Raw genomic sequence first — 16,914 nt, 5'->3', positions numbered from 1 at the left:
ATTTAAGCATTATAAAGCTCTTTGTAATATTCTTGGTAAGATCCGGATGTGACATGATCCAACCAGTCTTGATTAGACAAATACCAATCTATGGTCAGCTCAATTCCTTCTTCAAACTGTAAGCTTGGCTCCCAGCCCAATTCATTTTTGATTTTGGAAGAATCAATCGCGTAACGAAGATCATGACCCGCTCTATCCTTCACAAATGTGATCAATTGCTCTGAAGTACCAGCTTCACGTCCTAATTTCTCATCCATCTTTTGACATAAAAGTCGGACGATATCAATGTTTTTCCATTCATTAAAGCCACCGATATTGTAGGTTTCACCAGCTTTTCCTTTGTGAAAAACGGTATCAATAGCTCTTGCATGGTCTTTTACAAACAACCAATCTCTCACATTCTCCCCTTTTCCATAGATAGGAAGCGGTTTGTTGTTTTTGATATTGTTGATGCAAAGCGGAATCAACTTCTCTGGAAAATGATTCGGCCCATAATTGTTGGAGCAATTGGAAACAACCGTTCTCATCTTATAAGTATTTGCATACGCTCTTACAAAATGGTCAGAAGCTGCCTTGGATGCAGAATACGGGGATTGTGGATCATAAGGAGTGGTTTCCACAAAGAAACCTCCATCATGCAAGGAACCATACACCTCATCTGTCGAAACATGATAAAAAAGATGATCCTGAAGGTTTTCCTTCCAGAATTCCTTTGCCACATTCAACAGGTTTACTGTCCCAAACACATTTGTTTTCACAAAAGCCAAGGGATCAGTGATCGATCTATCCACATGAGATTCAGCAGCCAAATGGATTACATCTGTAATTTGATGCTTTTCAAAAATTTCTTTTAATAAATCAGCATCTTGGATATCCGCCTTTTCAAAGAAATAATTGGAAGCCTCTTGTACAGATTTCAAATTTTCCAGATTCCCTGCATAAGTCAAAGCATCCAGATTGATGATTTTATAATCAGGATATTTATCTACAAAAAGCTGAACCACATGGCTTCCGATAAAACCGGCACCTCCTGTGATAAGGATTGATTTATGCATCGAGATTTACTTTATAATAATCAGAATACCAATCTGTAAAAGCTTTAACACCATCTTCGATTTTTGTGTCGGGCTTATATCCTGTGTCTCGGATCAAATCACTTACTTCTGCATGCGAGGCAGGCACATCACCTGGCTGTAGCGGAAGCAGTTCCATTTCGGCTTTTTTTCCTAATCCTTTTTCTATCGCATGGATATAGTCCATCAATAGAACAGGAGAAGAATTTCCAATATTGTAAACTTTATAAGGTGCTCTTCCGCTTCCTGGATCAGGATTCATTGGATCAAATTCAGCATTTGGTTGAGCTGGCCTATCGGCAACTTTGATAATTCCTTCCACAATATCATCTATGTACGTGAAATCCCGTTTCATTTCACCATAATTGAAAACCTTGATAGGTTCACCTTTTAAAATAGCTTCTGTAAATAGGAAAAGAGCCATATCTGGTCTACCCCAAGGTCCATAAACTGTAAAGAAACGAAGTCCAGTAGTCGGAATATTAAACAAATGGCTATAGGTGTGGGCCATCAGTTCGTTTGATTTTTTTGAAGCTGCGTAAAGCGAAATTGGATGATCTACAGAGTCAGATGTCGAAAATGGCATCTTTTCATTTGCTCCGTAAACAGAGCTAGAAGATGCGTAAACCAAATGTTTTACCGGATTGAATCTGCAGCATTCCAAAATATTCAAAAATGCGATAATATTACTCTGGATATAAACCTCAGGATTCGACAGTGAATATCTAACACCTGCTTGTGCTGCCAAATGAACTACAACATCAAATTTTTCATTTTGAAATAGCTCAGATAGCGCCTCTTTATTTACTAAATCCAGTTGAATAAAAGAATAAGAAGGAATCGTGGTAGACTGAGTCAATTTCCCCATACTGATCGAATCTTTGGCAATTCCCATTGATTCAAGTCGGGCATACTTCAAATTGATATCGTAATAATCATTGATTACATCCAGCCCAACTACCTCATCTCCTCTTTCTAATAATTTTTTTGCCAGGTGGAATCCAATAAATCCGGCAGTACCGGTCACAAGGTATTTCATAATGAAAAGTAAGGGTTATTTACTCGCCCCAAATATAAGCTATTCACCCTTGCCAGCCTCATCCAAAAGCCGTTGATAATTGGAAAAAATCTCTTTCTGAATAGTTTCTCTCTGGTAAAACTCTGTAACAATCTCATATAAAGCTGCAGCCAGCTTCAACATGGCGTCTCTTTTTACAAATGCAAATTCCATCGCTTCCTTGAGAACTCCTTCATCTTTAACAGGGAAAATCAAACCTGTCTGTTGTTGGGAAATCAAATCAGTATTCCCAGGAATGTCTGAGCAAATCACTGGTAAATTCATGGCTCCTGCCTCCAATAGCACATTCGGGAAACCTTCTCTATGCGATGGATGAACCAAAACATCAGCTAAGGCCATGTAATGAGCCACATGATCTGACCAGTCAATCTGAACGATTCTTGGGTGATCTTGGATAGTTTGGATCGTCTCCGGGGATAAAGGATCCAACTCTTGCTCAAAAGCTCCCAAAAGCACCAATTTGGATTGATTGACAATCTTGGAATTTAAAAAAGCGCTGACTAACTCCTCAATACCTTTGTCCTTGACAAGCCTACCAACGGACAAAATGATGAAATCGTCCTCACCCGGAAGAATTCTCATAGTAGCAGCTACCAGATGATTTTCTTTCAGCGCATTGCGATTGAATTTCGATAAATCGATCCCATTTGATGATCCATGGGCGATAACTTTCAATTTTTCTTTGGGACAAAAACCTTGCTCTAAGACAAATTTTTCTAAACCAAATGAATTGGGCCAAACCTCGGTAGCATTGTTATAGGTCCACTTTTCAGCAGCCTCCAACATTCCCTTTTTACTTCCTTCTGCAGCCATCGCTGGCATTCCTGCCAACGTATGAACACGAGTATTTACTCCTGCAAGATTTGCGGCGATCATCCCCAGCAAACCGGCCTTTGGTGTATGTGTATGGACTATATCAGGTTTTTCACGCTTCAAAAGTTTGTACAACTTCCAAATACAAATCAAGTCCTGAAAAGGTGTAATTTTTCTAGTAAAAGGAATGACCTCATGTCTCACTCCTTCGGCCTTCATGATTTTGGGAACCTCTCTCCCATCAGCACTTACCATGACCACTTCCCAACCTTGCTCTTTCACATATCTCATTTGCCCAGCAAGCAATTGTTTCAATGAAAGTGGTACAGTGGTTATTCTAATCAGTTTGGGCATCAGCAAATTTCTATTAAAAACGCAAAGGTAATTTATTCCCTTCAAAGCACATGGCATTAAAGGCAATAGCTGGACCAAAAAACGACTAGAGTAACTCCAAAGTTCTAACTTCTACCTTTGTTTTTTGAGCAGAACTGGTAATTCTTTCTTCTCGAGAACAAATTGGCCAACCAGCATCATTGATTTTGGACTCATTTTTCAATGAAAAGTTTACAAGCGTGGTTTCATCAGTTCCCTCCAGTTTGTTGGAGTTTATCAAATCGAAATCACAATTAGAGCTAAAAGACATTTCATTTGTTTTTTGATTTAGTTCATGAAAATGGACTTTCAATTTTTCTCCCTCCCTATTTTGTCCCAAACTAACAGGAATTTCTACTTCCTTATTTATCTCATAGCTTCCGCCATGCAGGCGAAAAAAAGTATGGAAATCATCATAATCATTAGATGAAAATGGATTTAAAGCTCCCTTGGCAATTCCAAGTGCCATTCCTGAATTTGTACGAACTTGATAATTGTTGACCATATGCTCTTTGATTTTTTCAAAAATATTGGCTTCAAATTCTGCGATTTCCTCCTCATTTTTCAAACCTAAATACGCACCAGATTTGTCAATTTCAAATTGAATTTGATTCCCATCTAAAAGATCAAAAATCTCCCCAAATATGTCCGAAAATGAATGTTTGGGTTCCGAAATTTCATTCACAAAATTTTTATAAGTCCACTGAAGAAGTAAATCATTGGAAGTGTTATCCAGAACTTTCATTTCTACTTGATAAGAAACTTTGTTTCTAGAAATAGTATCACCATCAAAAAGCTCAAAACTCTCACTTATGAATTGATAGCTCTTTTCTTCATTTATTTCCCATTTTGGAAGAATCTGGACTTTGGAATCGGGCTCTAAACTTTGATTAAGGTTCATCGTCATGAAAAGACAAAAAAGGAAATTGAAAAAGATCACTTGCATGTCTCAAAATAATAAAAATCAGAACTAAATTCTTCAAATAAGAAATTAATCCCCTTCCTCCAATTCAAATATTTCCTCCAAGGCAATTTCAAAGACTTTGGCGATTTTCAGCGCCAATACGGTTGAAGGCACATATTTCCCTGCTTCAATGGAATTGATCGTCTGCCTAGATACCTGAACTTTTTCTGCCAAATCCTGCTGAGTCAGATTATGCCTGGCTCTTTCTACTTTAATCGTGTTTTTCATCCTTCAGCCAGATTTACAAATTTATTCTGTTGCCAAAGAACCCATCTAAATCGAATGATGAATATTACCTGTATTGTAAACATATTATATCCCATAAACTCCAGATAGGCGAAGCCATATAAAAATATAGTACCTATGATCAGAATGAATGTATTGAAATAACAGGCTATCAATAGGGAATCCAATCTGAGTTTCTGAATATACTCATCTTCATTTTTTTCCTTTGAAAATGCAATGAAAAATAGGGATATGAAAATTCCGATCAATGCGATTTCATCAGTGAAATTCTCACCTAAAAAATCAAACAACTTACCCGTTTCAAATTGGAAGTTTAGAATCTCGGGGCTGAAGTCAAAATAAGTATTGAGAATAAGTAAAAAAGAAAATGGTAAAATCATCCACCATCCTATTTTTTGAAACCGATGTGGCAATAGTAATTTGGTCACCTGCGAAGTCATATCAATTTTCTTTTCGGGATTTATATAGCTGCAACTGAAATGCTGCATAGATGTAAAGATTCAAAAGGAACAAGACCAAATAGGCTGTAAAGATCTCTGAAGTAAGACGATCATACCTTACATAATTAATCAGCATCAGGGCTGCTAGACCCCAAATCAGCCAATAGAACCCTGTTTGAAAAGCCTGAAGACGAAATCTTTGAATCATTTCATCCTCTTCTTTTTCCTTGGTCAGATTTAATATTCCAAAAGCTATAGCCCAAAAGCCATAGATTACCTGTGCCGCTTCATTAGGATCGATGCCTGTTCTGGCAAAAGCCAATCCAATGACAAGAATTGCTGGCAATGGAAATAAAGCTATTGCTACAAATCTCCATCCTCTGGCCAGCAAAGGAACTTTTAAGATTGAATCATTTTCCATAAGTCAAATTATTTTTACCAAATGTAAAGCAAACTTTACTTTATGTCAAAATATTTTTCCAATTATTTCATATTTAGACATTTGATCAATTTGAATTTTACGTTTTGAGGATTTCAATAATTCAAAAAAAAACTTCCTTTTCTTTACCTTTATTCAATTGACTTTCAAACCTTTTAGAAAATTGATGATTACTGACTCAAAAATTGCAATTATCGGATGCGGCAACCTAGGCACATCTATCGCCAATGGTTTGCTTTCCATTCCTGGCTTTGACCCAAAAAACCTAACCTTAACCAAGCGTAATACAAAATCCCTAGCCAGCTATGAAGCACAGGGAGTTCATGTGCATCCCGATAACCTTTTGGCTGCACAATACGCTGATTTAGTTATTCTGGGAGTAAAACCATACAACGTCACTCCTATCCTTAATGAAATTAAGCCGGCGCTTGAGGCTTCAAAGCAAATAATCATATCTCTTGCCACAGGAGTTACTTTAGAAGAAATGTATCAGGTTTTAGAGCCAGATACCGTTGCGTTTCGGGCTATGCCAAACATCGCAGCAGACATTCAAGAATCCATTACTTGTATCTGCTCCAAGAACGCTGTTCCTCAGCAGGTAGAAACTATTCAAGAACTTTTCGATTCAATAGGTTTTACCATTCCAATTGATGAAAGCTTGATGGAGGCGGCCACTGTCTTAGGTGCCTGCGGAATTGCCTATGTCTTGCGTTTTATGAGAGCAATGATCCAAGGGGGAATTCAAATTGGATTCGATTCGGTGACAGCAAGTAAAATCGTAAACCAAACAGTCAAAGGAGCCGCTGAATTGATGATTCAAAAAAACATGCACCCTGAGGCTGCTATAGACAAAGTAACAACTCCAAAAGGATGCACAATTGTTGGATTAAACGAAATGGAACACCAGGGATTCAGCTCTGCAATGGTCCGAGGAGTGATAGCCAGTTATGAAAAAATCGAGAAATAAATTCAACTTCACTAAAATTTTAAGCCAAGGTAAATACCTTGGCTTTTTTATTACCGGCAATTTTCGTCAAAATGGATTTTAACAAAAAAATAATGCATTTCAGAAAAAGCCCTTCCATTTGCTCTAAAACGATTTTTTTAAATTAAAGTACAATTATTTCTAGGTATTTTCTTATTACTTGGAAATAGAATTATTTAAGGGTTGTTTTTCTTTTGAATCTTTTTATTAGTTTTGTCTCGGGTGATAAACAACTTTTGCTATTCCTTTTTAACTGAAACGACTTTTAAAGGAAGGACTGTTTGGTACTTTTTCTTCCTTCCTTTTATTATTTGCAAAAAATTTCTGCTCATAAAACCTCTTGACTGAAAAGTCGGAGGTTTTTTTATGAACGAAAAAACCCCGCCTTTTTCAAGACGGGGTTCTTTAATTTATCTTCCTTAGAACTTAATCGAAAATCTCAGCAAGCTTCCTTTCTAAGCTTGGGCCACGTAAATCTTTGGCAAGAATATTTCCATCAGGATCTATCAAATAGGTAGCAGGAATAGCATTGATTTGGTATAGCTCCGCTGCCTCCGAATTGAAGTATTTCAAATCGGAAACCTGAGGCCAAAGCAGACCATCATCTTGGATAGCTTTAACCCAGTCCTCTCTTGTTCTATCCAAAGAAACACCTAGCACTTCAAAACCCTTAGGATTGTATTCCTTATAAAGACGAACAACGTTTGGATTCTCCTGTCTACAAGGCTTACACCAAGCAGCCCAGAAGTCAATCATCACATACTTTCCTTTAAAGTCTGATAATTTGATCAATTCACCATTTGGATTGGTCAAAGCGATCTCAGGAGCAGGTTGCCCAACAGATAAAACTCTCAACTCATCCAATTGCTGCTTCAATTGCATGATAGACTTAGTATTTGGATAATTGGTATTCAATCGAGCCACTAACTCATCCATGAAAGGAAAATCTGTCTTTGGATTCAATAAACCAATGGCTGCCAAAGACGCAAAGCTATCCCCCATGCTAGTGATCATATCTTTCACTTTTTCAGCCTGATTTGCTTCCAATTCCAATGCTTTGGTTTGTATTGCCTTGATTTCACCAGAATTGTTATTGCTCATCGCCTCATAATAAGCCTCATTCAATTGATTAACTTCCTCTTGGTAAGCATTCATCAATTCCTCCAATTTGAGCATCTCTTTAGAGTCCTGTGATCCTTCAATTGTAACCTTGTCTGGATCATTGAAATCATAATTGACTTCTACATCCTCGTCTAACAAGGCTAAACGGACCGCCTTTTCTCCATATAAATACAATTGATAGAAAGTAGGCTCATTGACTTCCAAATCATAGGAAAACTCGCCATTGGGAGCGATATCCAAGGTATCAATGATCTTGGGTCTACTATCAGTAAATTGTGAAAGTACTACTACTCCTTCAGGAGCATTTGAAATCTTTCCGCTTACATGGACTTTTCCATCTTCTACTTTTTCGGTTCCTCCACAGGAGAAAAGAAGTAACAGTGATAATGAGAATAGTCCTGTCATTGGGTTTTTCATATTTATTGGTTTAGTAATTCTGTGAGAAGCTTGGTCGCAACTTTTGGATCAGCTTTTCCTTGGGACTTTTGCATGACTTTACCCATAAACATCCCAATCAGGCCTTTTTTGCCTGATTTATACTCGGCAACCTTAGCTTGGTTTTCTGCCAAAACACTTTCTATAATTGGTTTGAGTGAAGAAGCATCACTTTCCTGAATCAAATTCAATCGCTGGGCTACCTGTAAAGGTGTCTCATGATTTCCTTTGAGCATTTCAGGATAAATTTTTTGAGAAGCTATGGAAAAACTCACTTTTCCATCATCGACCAATTGAATCAAACCTGCCAATTCTTCCGGGGTGATCGGAAATTCATTGATTTCAATGCTTGAGTCATTCAAATAGGACTTAACCGGCCCCATCAACCAATTAGACGCAGCTTTATAGTTTTTGGTTTTCTCGCAGAGGGAATTAAAATACAAAGCCATTTCTTTTGCCTCGGTCAAAACCCCTGCATCATAATCAGGAAGACCAAATTCAGTAATGAATTTCGCTTTTAATTCTCTTGGAAGAAGAGGCATAGTCTTCTGCACGGAATTCAACCATTCATCAGAAATGACAACCGGGCTCAAATCAGGCTCTGGGAAGTACCGATAATCGTTCAAATCTTCCTTGGTACGCATACTGGCGGTTTTACCTGTATTGGCATCAAATGTCCTTGTTTCAGAAATCACTTCTTTCCCCGCTTCCAATAATTTGATAATGCGATTATGTTCGTGCTCGATGGCTCGCCCTACATTTCGGAAAGAGTTCATGTTTTTGACCTCTACCTTCTTTCCATACTCTTTGGCGCCTTTGAGCATGACAGAGACGTTGGCATCACAACGCATGGACCCTTCTTCCATGTTCCCGTCACAGATATCCAAGTATTTGACCAGTTTCTTAATTTCTGCCAAAAAGACCATGGCCTCTTCAGCAGTTCTCAAATCCGGATCAGTTACGATTTCAATTAAAGGAGTACCTGCTCTATTAAAATCCACCAAAGTATCTGTTTCACCAGCTAGGTGAATGGATTTACCAGCATCTTCTTCCATGTGAACTCTGTTCAAATGGATTTCCTTTTTCGTGCCGTCACTCAATTGAATCGGAACGATTCCTCCCACACAAATTGGCCCCTTATCTTGGGTAATCTGATAACCTTTTGGAAGGTCAGGATAGAAATAGTTCTTTCTGGAAAAGATATTCACTCGAGTAATTTCAGAATTACAGGCCAATCCCATTTTAATGGCATATTCCACAGCCTTTTTGTTCACCTTAGGCAAAGTGCCAGGATGACCCAGTGTAATTACTGAAATCTGTGTATTGGGATCATTCCCAAACACGGTTGAATCAGAGGCAAAAATTTTACTCTCAGTTGCTAATTGGGCATGGACTTCCAGGCCAATTACCAACTGATACTTACTTTTAATTTCTTCGCTTACCATTCTATGCAATTCAGCGATTATAAAAACATTTCTTTTGCCTTGGCAACCACATTATCTAAGCCAGCCAAATTCTTTCCACCTGCGGTAGCAAAGAATGGTTGACCTCCTCCACCACCTTGGATTTCTTTCGCCAAATCTCTAACAATCTGACCGGCGTTTAAGTTTTTGGACTGAACCAATCCCTCATCCAAAATCACAGCAATCTGTGGCTTTCCATCAATTTCTGCAGCCAAAATAGCAAAAGCTGAATCCACTTCGTTTTTCAACTCGTAAGCCAACTTCTTCAAAGAATCAGAATTTGGCAATGTCACTTTCGCAATCAAAGTATTCACTCCGTCCCCAGAAACAAACTGATTCAATAGCTCAGTTTTCACTCCAGCGGCTTTCTCAAGATGAAGTCCTTCGATTTCTTTCTTCAAGTCATTTCTTTCCTGAAGCAAAGTTTCAACAGCCTTTTTCAAATCTTTAGGATTCTTCAACAAATCCTGAATCTCCTTCAAAAGACTTTCTTGTTCCTTCAAATATTTTTCTGCTTCCACAGAAGTGATCGCCTCAATTCTTCTAACTCCTGACGCTACAGATCCCTCAGAGGTGATTTTGAATAATCCTATTTGAGCAGTAGAAGGAACGTGTGTACCTCCGCAAAGCTCAACAGAATAGTTGGGATCAAAAGTGATCACGCGCACATAGTCGCCATATTTCTCTCCGAAAAGGGCGGTTGCACCCATTTTCTTAGCATCCTCGATTGGCACATTTCTCTTTTCTATCAAAGGAATATTTTCGCGGATTTTCGCATTCACGATATCCTCTACTTTGGAGATGTCCTCCTCAGTCATTTTAGAGAAGTGTGAAAAATCAAATCTCAAGACATGATCATTTACCAAAGAACCTCTTTGCTGCACATGGTCACCCAAAACTTCTTTCAAAGCAGATTGTAGCAAGTGAGTAGCCGTATGGTTATTCATGGTCAAGTTTCTTTTCACTTGATCCACCTCAGCAGAGAATCTCGCTTCAGGATTTGAAGGAATTTTCTCCACAAAATGAACAATCAGATCATTCTCTTTTTTGGTGTCGATCACTCTGATTTTCTCAGAATCAGAAACCAAATATCCAGTGTCTCCTACCTGTCCACCACTTTCTGCATAGAATGGAGTCTTGTCCAACACCAGCTGGAACTTATCTCCTTTCTTATCCTTTACAACACGGTACTTAATGATATGAGAATAGGATTCTAAGAAATCATATCCGATGAATTCAACTCCTTCATCTTCATGAACAAATACCCAGTCTCCTGTTTCAGATTCAGAAGCAGCTCTAGACCTGGATTTTTGCTTTTCCATCTCCTCAGCAAAGCTTTTCTCATCCAAAGAAAATCCGTTTTCACGGGCAATCAAAGAAGTTAAATCCAATGGAAAACCATAGGTATCATATAAATCAAAGGCAGTTTTTCCAGAGATAACTGTCTCATTCTTGGCTTTCAACTCTTCCTTAATCTGATCAAGCATTTTCAAACCATTATCCAAGGTTCTTAAGAAAGAAGCTTCTTCCTCTTGAATTACTTTGGCAATGAAGTCTTGTTGTTGCTGAACTTCAGGGAAAATCTGCCCAAAGTTCTCTGCAATCAATGGAGTCAACTCATACAAGAAAGGCTCGGTAAAGCCCAAGAAGGTATATCCGTAACGCACAGCTCTTCTCAAGATTCTACGAATCACATAACCTGCTTTATTATTGGATGGCAACTGGCCGTCTGCAATCGTAAAGGAAATAGCGCGGATATGATCGACAATCACTCGGAAAGCGATATCTGTTTCCTCTGATTTCCCATAACTTTTACCGGACTTTCCTTCCAAGTATTGGATAAAAGGCTGGAACAAATCGGTATCGTAGTTAGAATGCTTGTGCTGGATCGCACGAACCAATCGCTCAAAACCCATCCCTGTATCCACATGCTTGGCTGGTAGCTCTTTCAAGCTTCCATCTGCTAAGCGATTGAATTGCATAAATACGAGGTTCCAAATCTCAATCACCTGCGGATGGTCCATATTTACCAAATCCTTACCAGCGACAGTATTTCTCTCTTCTGATGAACGTAAGTCAATATGAATTTCTGAGCAGGGTCCACAAGGTCCTGTATCACCCATTTCCCAGAAATTATCCTTTTTGGATCCCATGATGATGCGATCTTCAGGAACGATAGCTTTCCAGAAATCATAGGCTTCTTGATCCAAACCAAGATTATCTCCTTTGTCTCCTTCAAAAACAGAAACATACAATCTGTCCTTATCCAATTTGTAAACTTCAGTCAAAAGCTCCCATGCCCATGCGATTGCCTCTTTCTTGAAATAATCTCCAAAAGACCAGTTCCCCAACATCTCAAACATGGTATGGTGGTAGGTATCAACCCCTACTTCTTCCAAATCATTGTGTTTTCCACTCACACGAAGACATTTCTGAGAATTGGCTACACGTGAATATTTGGCCACCTCATTTCCCAAAAATGCATCCTTGAACTGATTCATACCTGCATTGGTAAACATCAAGGTTGGATCATTTTTGACCACAATTGGTGAAGAAGGAACGTAATGGTGTTGCTTGGATTGGAAAAACTCAATGAAGGTACTCCGGATTTTCTTTGCTTCCATGAAGTGTATACTGCGCTTTATTTATTCTATAGGTCGATTTTGGCTGCTAAAATCAGCCTTTTTTATCGGGACACAAAATTAGCAGATTTGGTGGCAAAAAGGCATTCAAAGTAAGAAATTCTGGAGCTTGCAAGGGTTCAGGCAAACAATTCTATTGAAAAGGAAAGCAAATACATCCTCAGAAAGCATTCATTCAACATTTCATCCACTCAATCCGACTAGATTCCTCTCAAAATGGAAGGGGATTCATAATTCTTTGTTACTTTTCAAAAAATTTAAAGGAAGTTTTCTTTATAAGTCTGCAAAGTCATAAAGACCATATTTAAAGAAAACTTGTCCATAGTTGAAAGTCCATAGTCCATGGTAGGAATATTTGGATAACAGTATCAACAAAAATCTTACTTTGGTAGATTATTGGATTGAATTTGAGGACTCCCTTTGAAGTTTGAATGAAGCAAGCTTCGGCCATCCGTCATCGGTCTTCCATCCAATTGTTCAATTATGGTTTTTCCTCAAAAAATAAACATTCACTAAATATTATATCACTTTTAATCTATGTCATATTTATCCCAAATCACCTCTCCCACTTTACTAATCGATGAAAAAATCTGTCGCGCCAATATCAAGAGAATGAGCGATAAGGCTGCTAGACATGATATGAAACTCGTTCCTCACTGGAAAACTGCGCAGTCACATATCATCGGAGATTGGGCCAAAGAGTATGGAATCAAAGAAGTAACGGCCTCTTCCATCAAAATGGCAGAATATCTCTGTGGACAAGGTTGGGATAACATCCACATCGCTTTTCCATTCAATACTCTTGAAATCCCGAAATTGAATGAATTGGCAAAAACCCAGTCTTTATCAGTTCAGGTGATCAATCCTGTCACTGCTCAAAAATTGGTAGACGGGTTGACTGAAAAAGTGGGATTTTTTATTGAAATCGATGCAGGGTATGGCCGAACGGGAGTTCATGTATCTGATTTCGGATTGATTGAAGAGATACTTTTGACTGCTAAAAAGTCCGATAAATTGTATTTCAAAGGATTCTACCTTCATGCTGGACATTCCTATTACATGCCAGATATTCCTGCCCTTTATGAGCAAACTCGAGACGCGTTGGGAATGTTGAAAGCCAAGTATCAATCCGAATATCCCGAATTGGTGACTAGAACCGGTGACACTCCAGGCTGTGCCGTGATGGAGGATTTTGGAGATATTGATGAAATGGGGCCGGGAAACTTCGTCTTCTTTGATTTGATGCAAGCAAATTTGGGCGGATGTGAGAAATCTGAAATCGCTGTTGCATTAGCTGTTCCTGTAGTAGATATCAACAGAGACAGAGGTGAAATCCTCGTCCATGGTGGCGGTGTTCACCTTGCAAAAGATGTTTTGGTGGATGAAAATGGAAATAAAAACTTTGGAGAAATCGTCTATCTGAACGAATACGGTTGGACGATCCCAGATCATGAAGATCGTTCCTATTTGAAAAGTATTTCTCAAGAACACGGAATTGTCAAAGCTTCTAAATCACTTTTGAATTCAGTTCAAATCGGAGATTTACTGGGTGTTCTTCCTGTGCATTCTTGTATGACTGCTGATTGTATGGGAGCCTATTTAAGTCTTGATGGAAAATGGATTGATCATGCCGAGGGCTGCCATTGATCGATTTAGACCTAAAAAGAAAAGGAGTGAGATTGAATCCCACTCCTTTTTTATTTCAGTTTTATCAAGGTTTACTTTTTATACCCCAAGGTTTTCAACATGCTCTCTTCAGTTTGGTCCTCTGCAAAAAGCCAATGCTTAATGCTTCCGTCAGGATTTCTATCTATCAGCACATGCTTTGGTGCAGGAATCAAGCAGTGTTGAATTCCTCCATATCCTCCCAAAGATTCCTGATATGCTCCTGTGTGGAAGAAACCGATGTATTGCTGCTTTTTCTTCTCTTTTTCAACTTTAGGTAGATAAATATTGAATTGATGCGCTTCTGAATTATAGTAATCCATACTATCGCATGTCAATCCACCTAAGTTGATATTGTGGTATTCTTCATCCCAATTGTTAACCGCAAGCATGATATACTTTTGGTTCAACCCCCAGCTATCTGGCAATTGGGTAATAAAAGATCCATCGATCATATACCAAAGCTCTTTGTCATTTTGCAGTTTTTCCTCCAAAATAGAATACAATACAGCTCCACTCTCTCCTACTGTATAGCTTCCAAACTCGGTGAAGATATTGGGCTCCGTTGTATTGTTTTTAGCACACATCCATTTGATATTCTTCACGATTTGATCAGCCATATACTGGTAATCGTAATCAAAGAACACGTTGGTTTTAATCGGCCAACCACCGCCAATATCCATGGTATCTAAGCTTGGAGCGATCTTTTTCAAATCCACATACTTCTGGATAAATCGGGTCAATTCAGACCAATAATAGGCTGTGTCACGAATACCAGAATTGATGAAGAAATGAAGCATCTTCAAACTTACATTCGGATTGTTTTTGATTTTTTCCTCATAAAGTTTGATGATATCATTATATCTCACTCCTAACCTGGAAGTATAAAAACCGAATTTAGGTTCTTCGTCAGCTGCGATTCTAATCCCAACTTGGAAGGGAACATTTACATGCTCCAAATAATAATCAATCTCACTTAGGTTATCCAAAATTGGAACGCAGTTTCTAAAACCGTCATTCAACAATTCGGAAATATATTGTTTGTAAAGATCTCTTTTGAAACCGTTGCAAATGATATAGGTGTCCTTGGTAATCTTTCCTTCTGCATACAGACTTCTCACCAATGGAATATCAAAGGTGGACGAGGTCTCAATATGGATATCATTCTTTAGCGCCTCATTCAAAACAAAGCTGAAATGGGAGGATTTTGTACAATAACAATAGGTGTATTTCCCCTTGTAATCATGCGCCTCCATTGCATTGCCAAAATAGGTCTTTGCGTTTTGGATACTTTCAGAAATCTTGGGCAAATAGGTCAATTTCAAAGGTGTTCCATAAGTCTCGATGATTTCCATCAAGTTGACACCATTGAATAAAAGTTCGTTGTTTTCAACACGAAACTCTTTGGTTGGAAAATCAAAGGTCTGTTGAATTAGATCAATGTATCGATTCATTGGCCGATGCTGTTTTTGAATGAGTTGAAAGTACTTGCAAAAATTGAACAATAATGGCGGATTTCAAATGAAAAAAGGACAAAACCTGATGGCTTTGTCCTTTCATTTTAATTCAATTCCTGATTTTCTTAACTCCTGGCCTTGATGCCCAAAGATGCGCTCAATAATGCTTGCTCTGCTAAGAATCGCTTTTTATTAGTAATCAATTGATTAAGGGAGGACTTAAACTGGAGTTCTTTATCTAACAATTCATGAATGGAATTCAATAGTTTATCGACATTATCCACCTCATCTTTTGGAAAAAGAAAATAGAATGATTTTTCATCTTGGGAATAATTCACCACTAACCAAGATTTAGTTCCTAATCGAACCAAAGAATTGAACAAAGGCATCAAAAAACCATAAGAAGGCTCGAAACGACATATTCCCTGCATGTACTCTCCGGACTCCTGAAAATAGAATTTCATCAATTCTTTGGAAGGAATGGATTGTTGAACTTCTGGGTCAGACTGTACGGTCCAAACACCAAATGTCGAAGCTTGAGATAGGGAATTCAATGCGCTCATTTTCTTTTTGGTTTTGATTAACGGCTTCAAAGGTAAGTCAATTTTTTACATTTCCTATATTCCCTATCTTTTTTATAGGGTTTAAGTAATAATTTTTTCCACAGTCTCTTTTAATTAGTTTTGTTCACATTAAACCCAATTCAATTTTTAGAATACCAATGAGAAATATCAAACTCGTAGAAGTAAGATCGGAACTAGCTGCAGGAACCAGAGGAGCCAGCATGGGAGTAGATGCCATGAAGGTAGCTTCATTGGATAAAAAGTCAGATTTCTTCACCCAATTCGAGCCAATAAGTGTCCAAGATGCCAATAACTATCTATGGAAAGGCAATAAGTTCACACACGCAAAATACATTGATGGTGTCTATCAGGTACTAAAGAATGTGTACAGTACAGTTGAATCTCTTCGATTGGAAAAGAAGTTCCCCATCATCCTGGCCGGAGATCATTCTACTGCGGCTGGCACAATCATGGGAATCAAGGCCGCAGACCCTCAATTAAGATTGGGAGTAATTTGGATTGATGCCCATGCTGATTTGCATACCCCGTATACAACTCCTTCTGGTAACATGCATGGAATGCCTTTGGCCATGGTTTCTCAGTTGGACAACCTGGATTGTCTACAAAATCAACCGGATGAGGAGACGATTTTGTATTGGGAAAGAATTAAAAAAATCGGTGGAGATAATCCTAAAATTGATCCAAAAGACATAGTTTTTATCTCCGTCAGAGATACCGAAAAGCCTGAAGATTACCTGATCCAGAAATATGGAATTACCAATTTCAAAACTAATCAGGTTCGAAAAGATGGAATGGCTTCTATTGCTAGGCAAACTTTGGAAATTTTAAAGGATTGCGATCAAATCTATATTTCATTCGATGTAGATAGCATGGATAGTTCGATCTCAGTGGGTACAGGAACTCCAGTTCCTAATGGCTTGACAGTCCAGGAGGCAATTGACTTAAATGCTGAATTGATCAAAGACAAAAGAGTTTGCTGCTGGGAGATCGTAGAGGTCAACCCTACTCTGGACACCGAAAACACCATGGCTGAAAATGCATTCGAAGTACTGGAAGTCACCACCAAATCGCTTGTAGACAACTTCTGATTTTGAAGGAAACCTCCATGTAATTACTAATCCTAAAGGCCCCCATTC

Annotated in this window: 15 protein-coding genes; 3 read left to right on the top strand and 12 right to left on the bottom strand. The window is 38.4% G+C overall.

Annotated elements, in window-relative coordinates; genetic code table 11:
- Positions 1 to 2: 2 nt before the first annotated feature.
- The 7 genes from rfbB to BUF13_RS01765 form a co-directional block, all read right to left on the bottom strand.
- Positions 3 to 1,055: a dTDP-glucose 4,6-dehydratase gene (gene rfbB / locus BUF13_RS01795; protein ID WP_073570032.1), complete on the bottom strand. Its 1,053-nt coding sequence runs from the start codon at positions 1,053 to 1,055 to the stop codon at positions 3 to 5.
- On the bottom strand, positions 1,048 to 2,112 hold the full coding sequence (locus tag BUF13_RS01790; protein ID WP_073570031.1) for an NAD-dependent epimerase: 1,065 nt from the start codon (positions 2,110 to 2,112) through the stop codon (positions 1,048 to 1,050). Before BUF13_RS01790 ends, rfbB begins: the two co-directional genes overlap by 8 nt.
- 39 nt (positions 2,113 to 2,151) lie before the next feature.
- Positions 2,152 to 3,318, bottom strand: coding sequence for a glycosyltransferase family 4 protein (locus tag BUF13_RS01785; protein ID WP_073570808.1), 1,167 nt, complete (start codon positions 3,316 to 3,318; stop codon positions 2,152 to 2,154).
- Between the two features lie 85 nt (positions 3,319 to 3,403).
- Positions 3,404 to 4,237, bottom strand: coding sequence for a hypothetical protein (locus BUF13_RS01780; protein WP_134204294.1), 834 nt, complete (start codon positions 4,235 to 4,237; stop codon positions 3,404 to 3,406).
- Between the two features lie 90 nt (positions 4,238 to 4,327).
- Complete coding sequence (locus BUF13_RS01775; RefSeq protein ID WP_073570029.1) at positions 4,328 to 4,528, bottom strand: helix-turn-helix transcriptional regulator; 201 nt, start codon at positions 4,526 to 4,528, stop codon at positions 4,328 to 4,330.
- Positions 4,525 to 5,034 (bottom strand): hypothetical protein, encoded by a 510-nt coding sequence (locus BUF13_RS01770; RefSeq protein ID WP_134204292.1) that lies wholly within the window; start codon positions 5,032 to 5,034, stop codon positions 4,525 to 4,527. The genes BUF13_RS01775 and BUF13_RS01770 overlap by 4 nt, the downstream gene beginning before the upstream one ends.
- Positions 4,988 to 5,407, bottom strand: coding sequence for a hypothetical protein (locus BUF13_RS01765; RefSeq protein WP_073570027.1), 420 nt, complete (start codon positions 5,405 to 5,407; stop codon positions 4,988 to 4,990). The genes BUF13_RS01770 and BUF13_RS01765 overlap by 47 nt, the downstream gene beginning before the upstream one ends.
- Before the next feature lie 184 nt (positions 5,408 to 5,591).
- Between BUF13_RS01765 and proC the strand changes: the two genes are divergently transcribed.
- A complete protein-coding gene (gene proC / locus BUF13_RS01760) occupies positions 5,592 to 6,392 on the top strand; it encodes a pyrroline-5-carboxylate reductase (protein ID WP_073570807.1) in 801 nt (266 codons plus the stop codon).
- Positions 6,393 to 6,836: 444 nt separating this feature from the next.
- Here the strand turns inward: proC and BUF13_RS01755 are convergent, their stop codons facing one another.
- Genes BUF13_RS01755 through alaS form a run of 3 tightly spaced genes read right to left on the bottom strand, consistent with a single transcriptional unit; the run spans position 6,837 to position 12,054 of the window.
- A complete protein-coding gene (locus BUF13_RS01755; protein WP_073570026.1) occupies positions 6,837 to 7,949 on the bottom strand; it encodes a TlpA disulfide reductase family protein in 1,113 nt (370 codons plus the stop codon).
- Between the two features lie 2 nt (positions 7,950 to 7,951).
- Positions 7,952 to 9,412, bottom strand: a complete 1,461-nt coding sequence (gene gatB / locus BUF13_RS01750) for an Asp-tRNA(Asn)/Glu-tRNA(Gln) amidotransferase subunit GatB (protein WP_073570025.1) — start codon at positions 9,410 to 9,412, stop codon at positions 7,952 to 7,954.
- Between the two features lie 17 nt (positions 9,413 to 9,429).
- Positions 9,430 to 12,054, bottom strand: coding sequence for an alanine--tRNA ligase (gene alaS / locus BUF13_RS01745; RefSeq protein ID WP_073570024.1), 2,625 nt, complete (start codon positions 12,052 to 12,054; stop codon positions 9,430 to 9,432).
- Positions 12,055 to 12,609: 555 nt separating this feature from the next.
- On the opposite strand from alaS, the gene BUF13_RS01740 reads away from it, so the two are divergent.
- Positions 12,610 to 13,719: an alanine racemase gene (locus BUF13_RS01740; protein WP_073570023.1), complete on the top strand. Its 1,110-nt coding sequence runs from the start codon at positions 12,610 to 12,612 to the stop codon at positions 13,717 to 13,719.
- A 71-nt stretch (positions 13,720 to 13,790) separates the two neighbouring features.
- Here BUF13_RS01740 and BUF13_RS01735 read toward each other — a convergent pair whose 3' ends face one another.
- Entirely contained in the window at positions 13,791 to 15,191 is a 1,401-nt protein-coding gene (locus tag BUF13_RS01735; RefSeq protein ID WP_073570022.1) for an arginine decarboxylase, read from the bottom strand.
- 128 nt (positions 15,192 to 15,319) lie between these two features.
- On the bottom strand, positions 15,320 to 15,757 hold the full coding sequence (locus BUF13_RS01730; protein ID WP_073570021.1) for a hypothetical protein: 438 nt from the start codon (positions 15,755 to 15,757) through the stop codon (positions 15,320 to 15,322).
- Between the two features lie 158 nt (positions 15,758 to 15,915).
- Here BUF13_RS01730 and rocF point away from each other — a divergent pair, with 158 nt between their 5' ends.
- Complete coding sequence (rocF, locus tag BUF13_RS01725; RefSeq protein ID WP_073570020.1) at positions 15,916 to 16,866, top strand: arginase; 951 nt, start codon at positions 15,916 to 15,918, stop codon at positions 16,864 to 16,866.
- The last annotated feature ends 48 nt before the right edge of the window (positions 16,867 to 16,914 follow it).

This window comes from Algoriphagus zhangzhouensis (assembly GCF_900148515.1).
Lineage (GTDB): Bacteria > Bacteroidota > Bacteroidia > Cytophagales > Cyclobacteriaceae > Algoriphagus > Algoriphagus zhangzhouensis.
This window is presented reverse-complemented; position numbering and strand designations above follow the sequence as displayed.

Excerpts from the sequence above, each read along its gene's own strand:
- rfbB (WP_073570032.1), bottom strand. The coding sequence starts at position 1,055 with ATGCATAAATCAATCCTTATCACAGGAGGTGCCGGTTTTATCGGAAGC.
- BUF13_RS01790 (WP_073570031.1), bottom strand. The coding sequence starts at position 2,112 with ATGAAATACCTTGTGACCGGTACTGCCGGATTTATTGGATTCCACCTG.
- BUF13_RS01785 (WP_073570808.1), bottom strand. The coding sequence starts at position 3,318 with ATGCCCAAACTGATTAGAATAACCACTGTACCACTTTCATTGAAACAA.
- BUF13_RS01780 (WP_134204294.1), bottom strand. The coding sequence starts at position 4,237 with ATGAACCTTAATCAAAGTTTAGAGCCCGATTCCAAAGTCCAGATTCTT.
- BUF13_RS01775 (WP_073570029.1), bottom strand. The coding sequence starts at position 4,528 with ATGAAAAACACGATTAAAGTAGAAAGAGCCAGGCATAATCTGACTCAG.
- BUF13_RS01770 (WP_134204292.1), bottom strand. The coding sequence starts at position 5,034 with ATGCAGCATTTCAGTTGCAGCTATATAAATCCCGAAAAGAAAATTGAT.
- BUF13_RS01765 (WP_073570027.1), bottom strand. The coding sequence starts at position 5,407 with ATGGAAAATGATTCAATCTTAAAAGTTCCTTTGCTGGCCAGAGGATGG.
- proC (WP_073570807.1), top strand. The coding sequence starts at position 5,592 with ATGATTACTGACTCAAAAATTGCAATTATCGGATGCGGCAACCTAGGC.
- BUF13_RS01755 (WP_073570026.1), bottom strand. The coding sequence starts at position 7,949 with ATGAAAAACCCAATGACAGGACTATTCTCATTATCACTGTTACTTCTT.
- gatB (WP_073570025.1), bottom strand. The coding sequence starts at position 9,412 with ATGGTAAGCGAAGAAATTAAAAGTAAGTATCAGTTGGTAATTGGCCTG.
- alaS (WP_073570024.1), bottom strand. The coding sequence starts at position 12,054 with ATGGAAGCAAAGAAAATCCGGAGTACCTTCATTGAGTTTTTCCAATCC.
- BUF13_RS01740 (WP_073570023.1), top strand. The coding sequence starts at position 12,610 with ATGTCATATTTATCCCAAATCACCTCTCCCACTTTACTAATCGATGAA.
- BUF13_RS01735 (WP_073570022.1), bottom strand. The coding sequence starts at position 15,191 with ATGAATCGATACATTGATCTAATTCAACAGACCTTTGATTTTCCAACC.
- BUF13_RS01730 (WP_073570021.1), bottom strand. The coding sequence starts at position 15,757 with ATGAGCGCATTGAATTCCCTATCTCAAGCTTCGACATTTGGTGTTTGG.
- rocF (WP_073570020.1), top strand. The coding sequence starts at position 15,916 with ATGAGAAATATCAAACTCGTAGAAGTAAGATCGGAACTAGCTGCAGGA.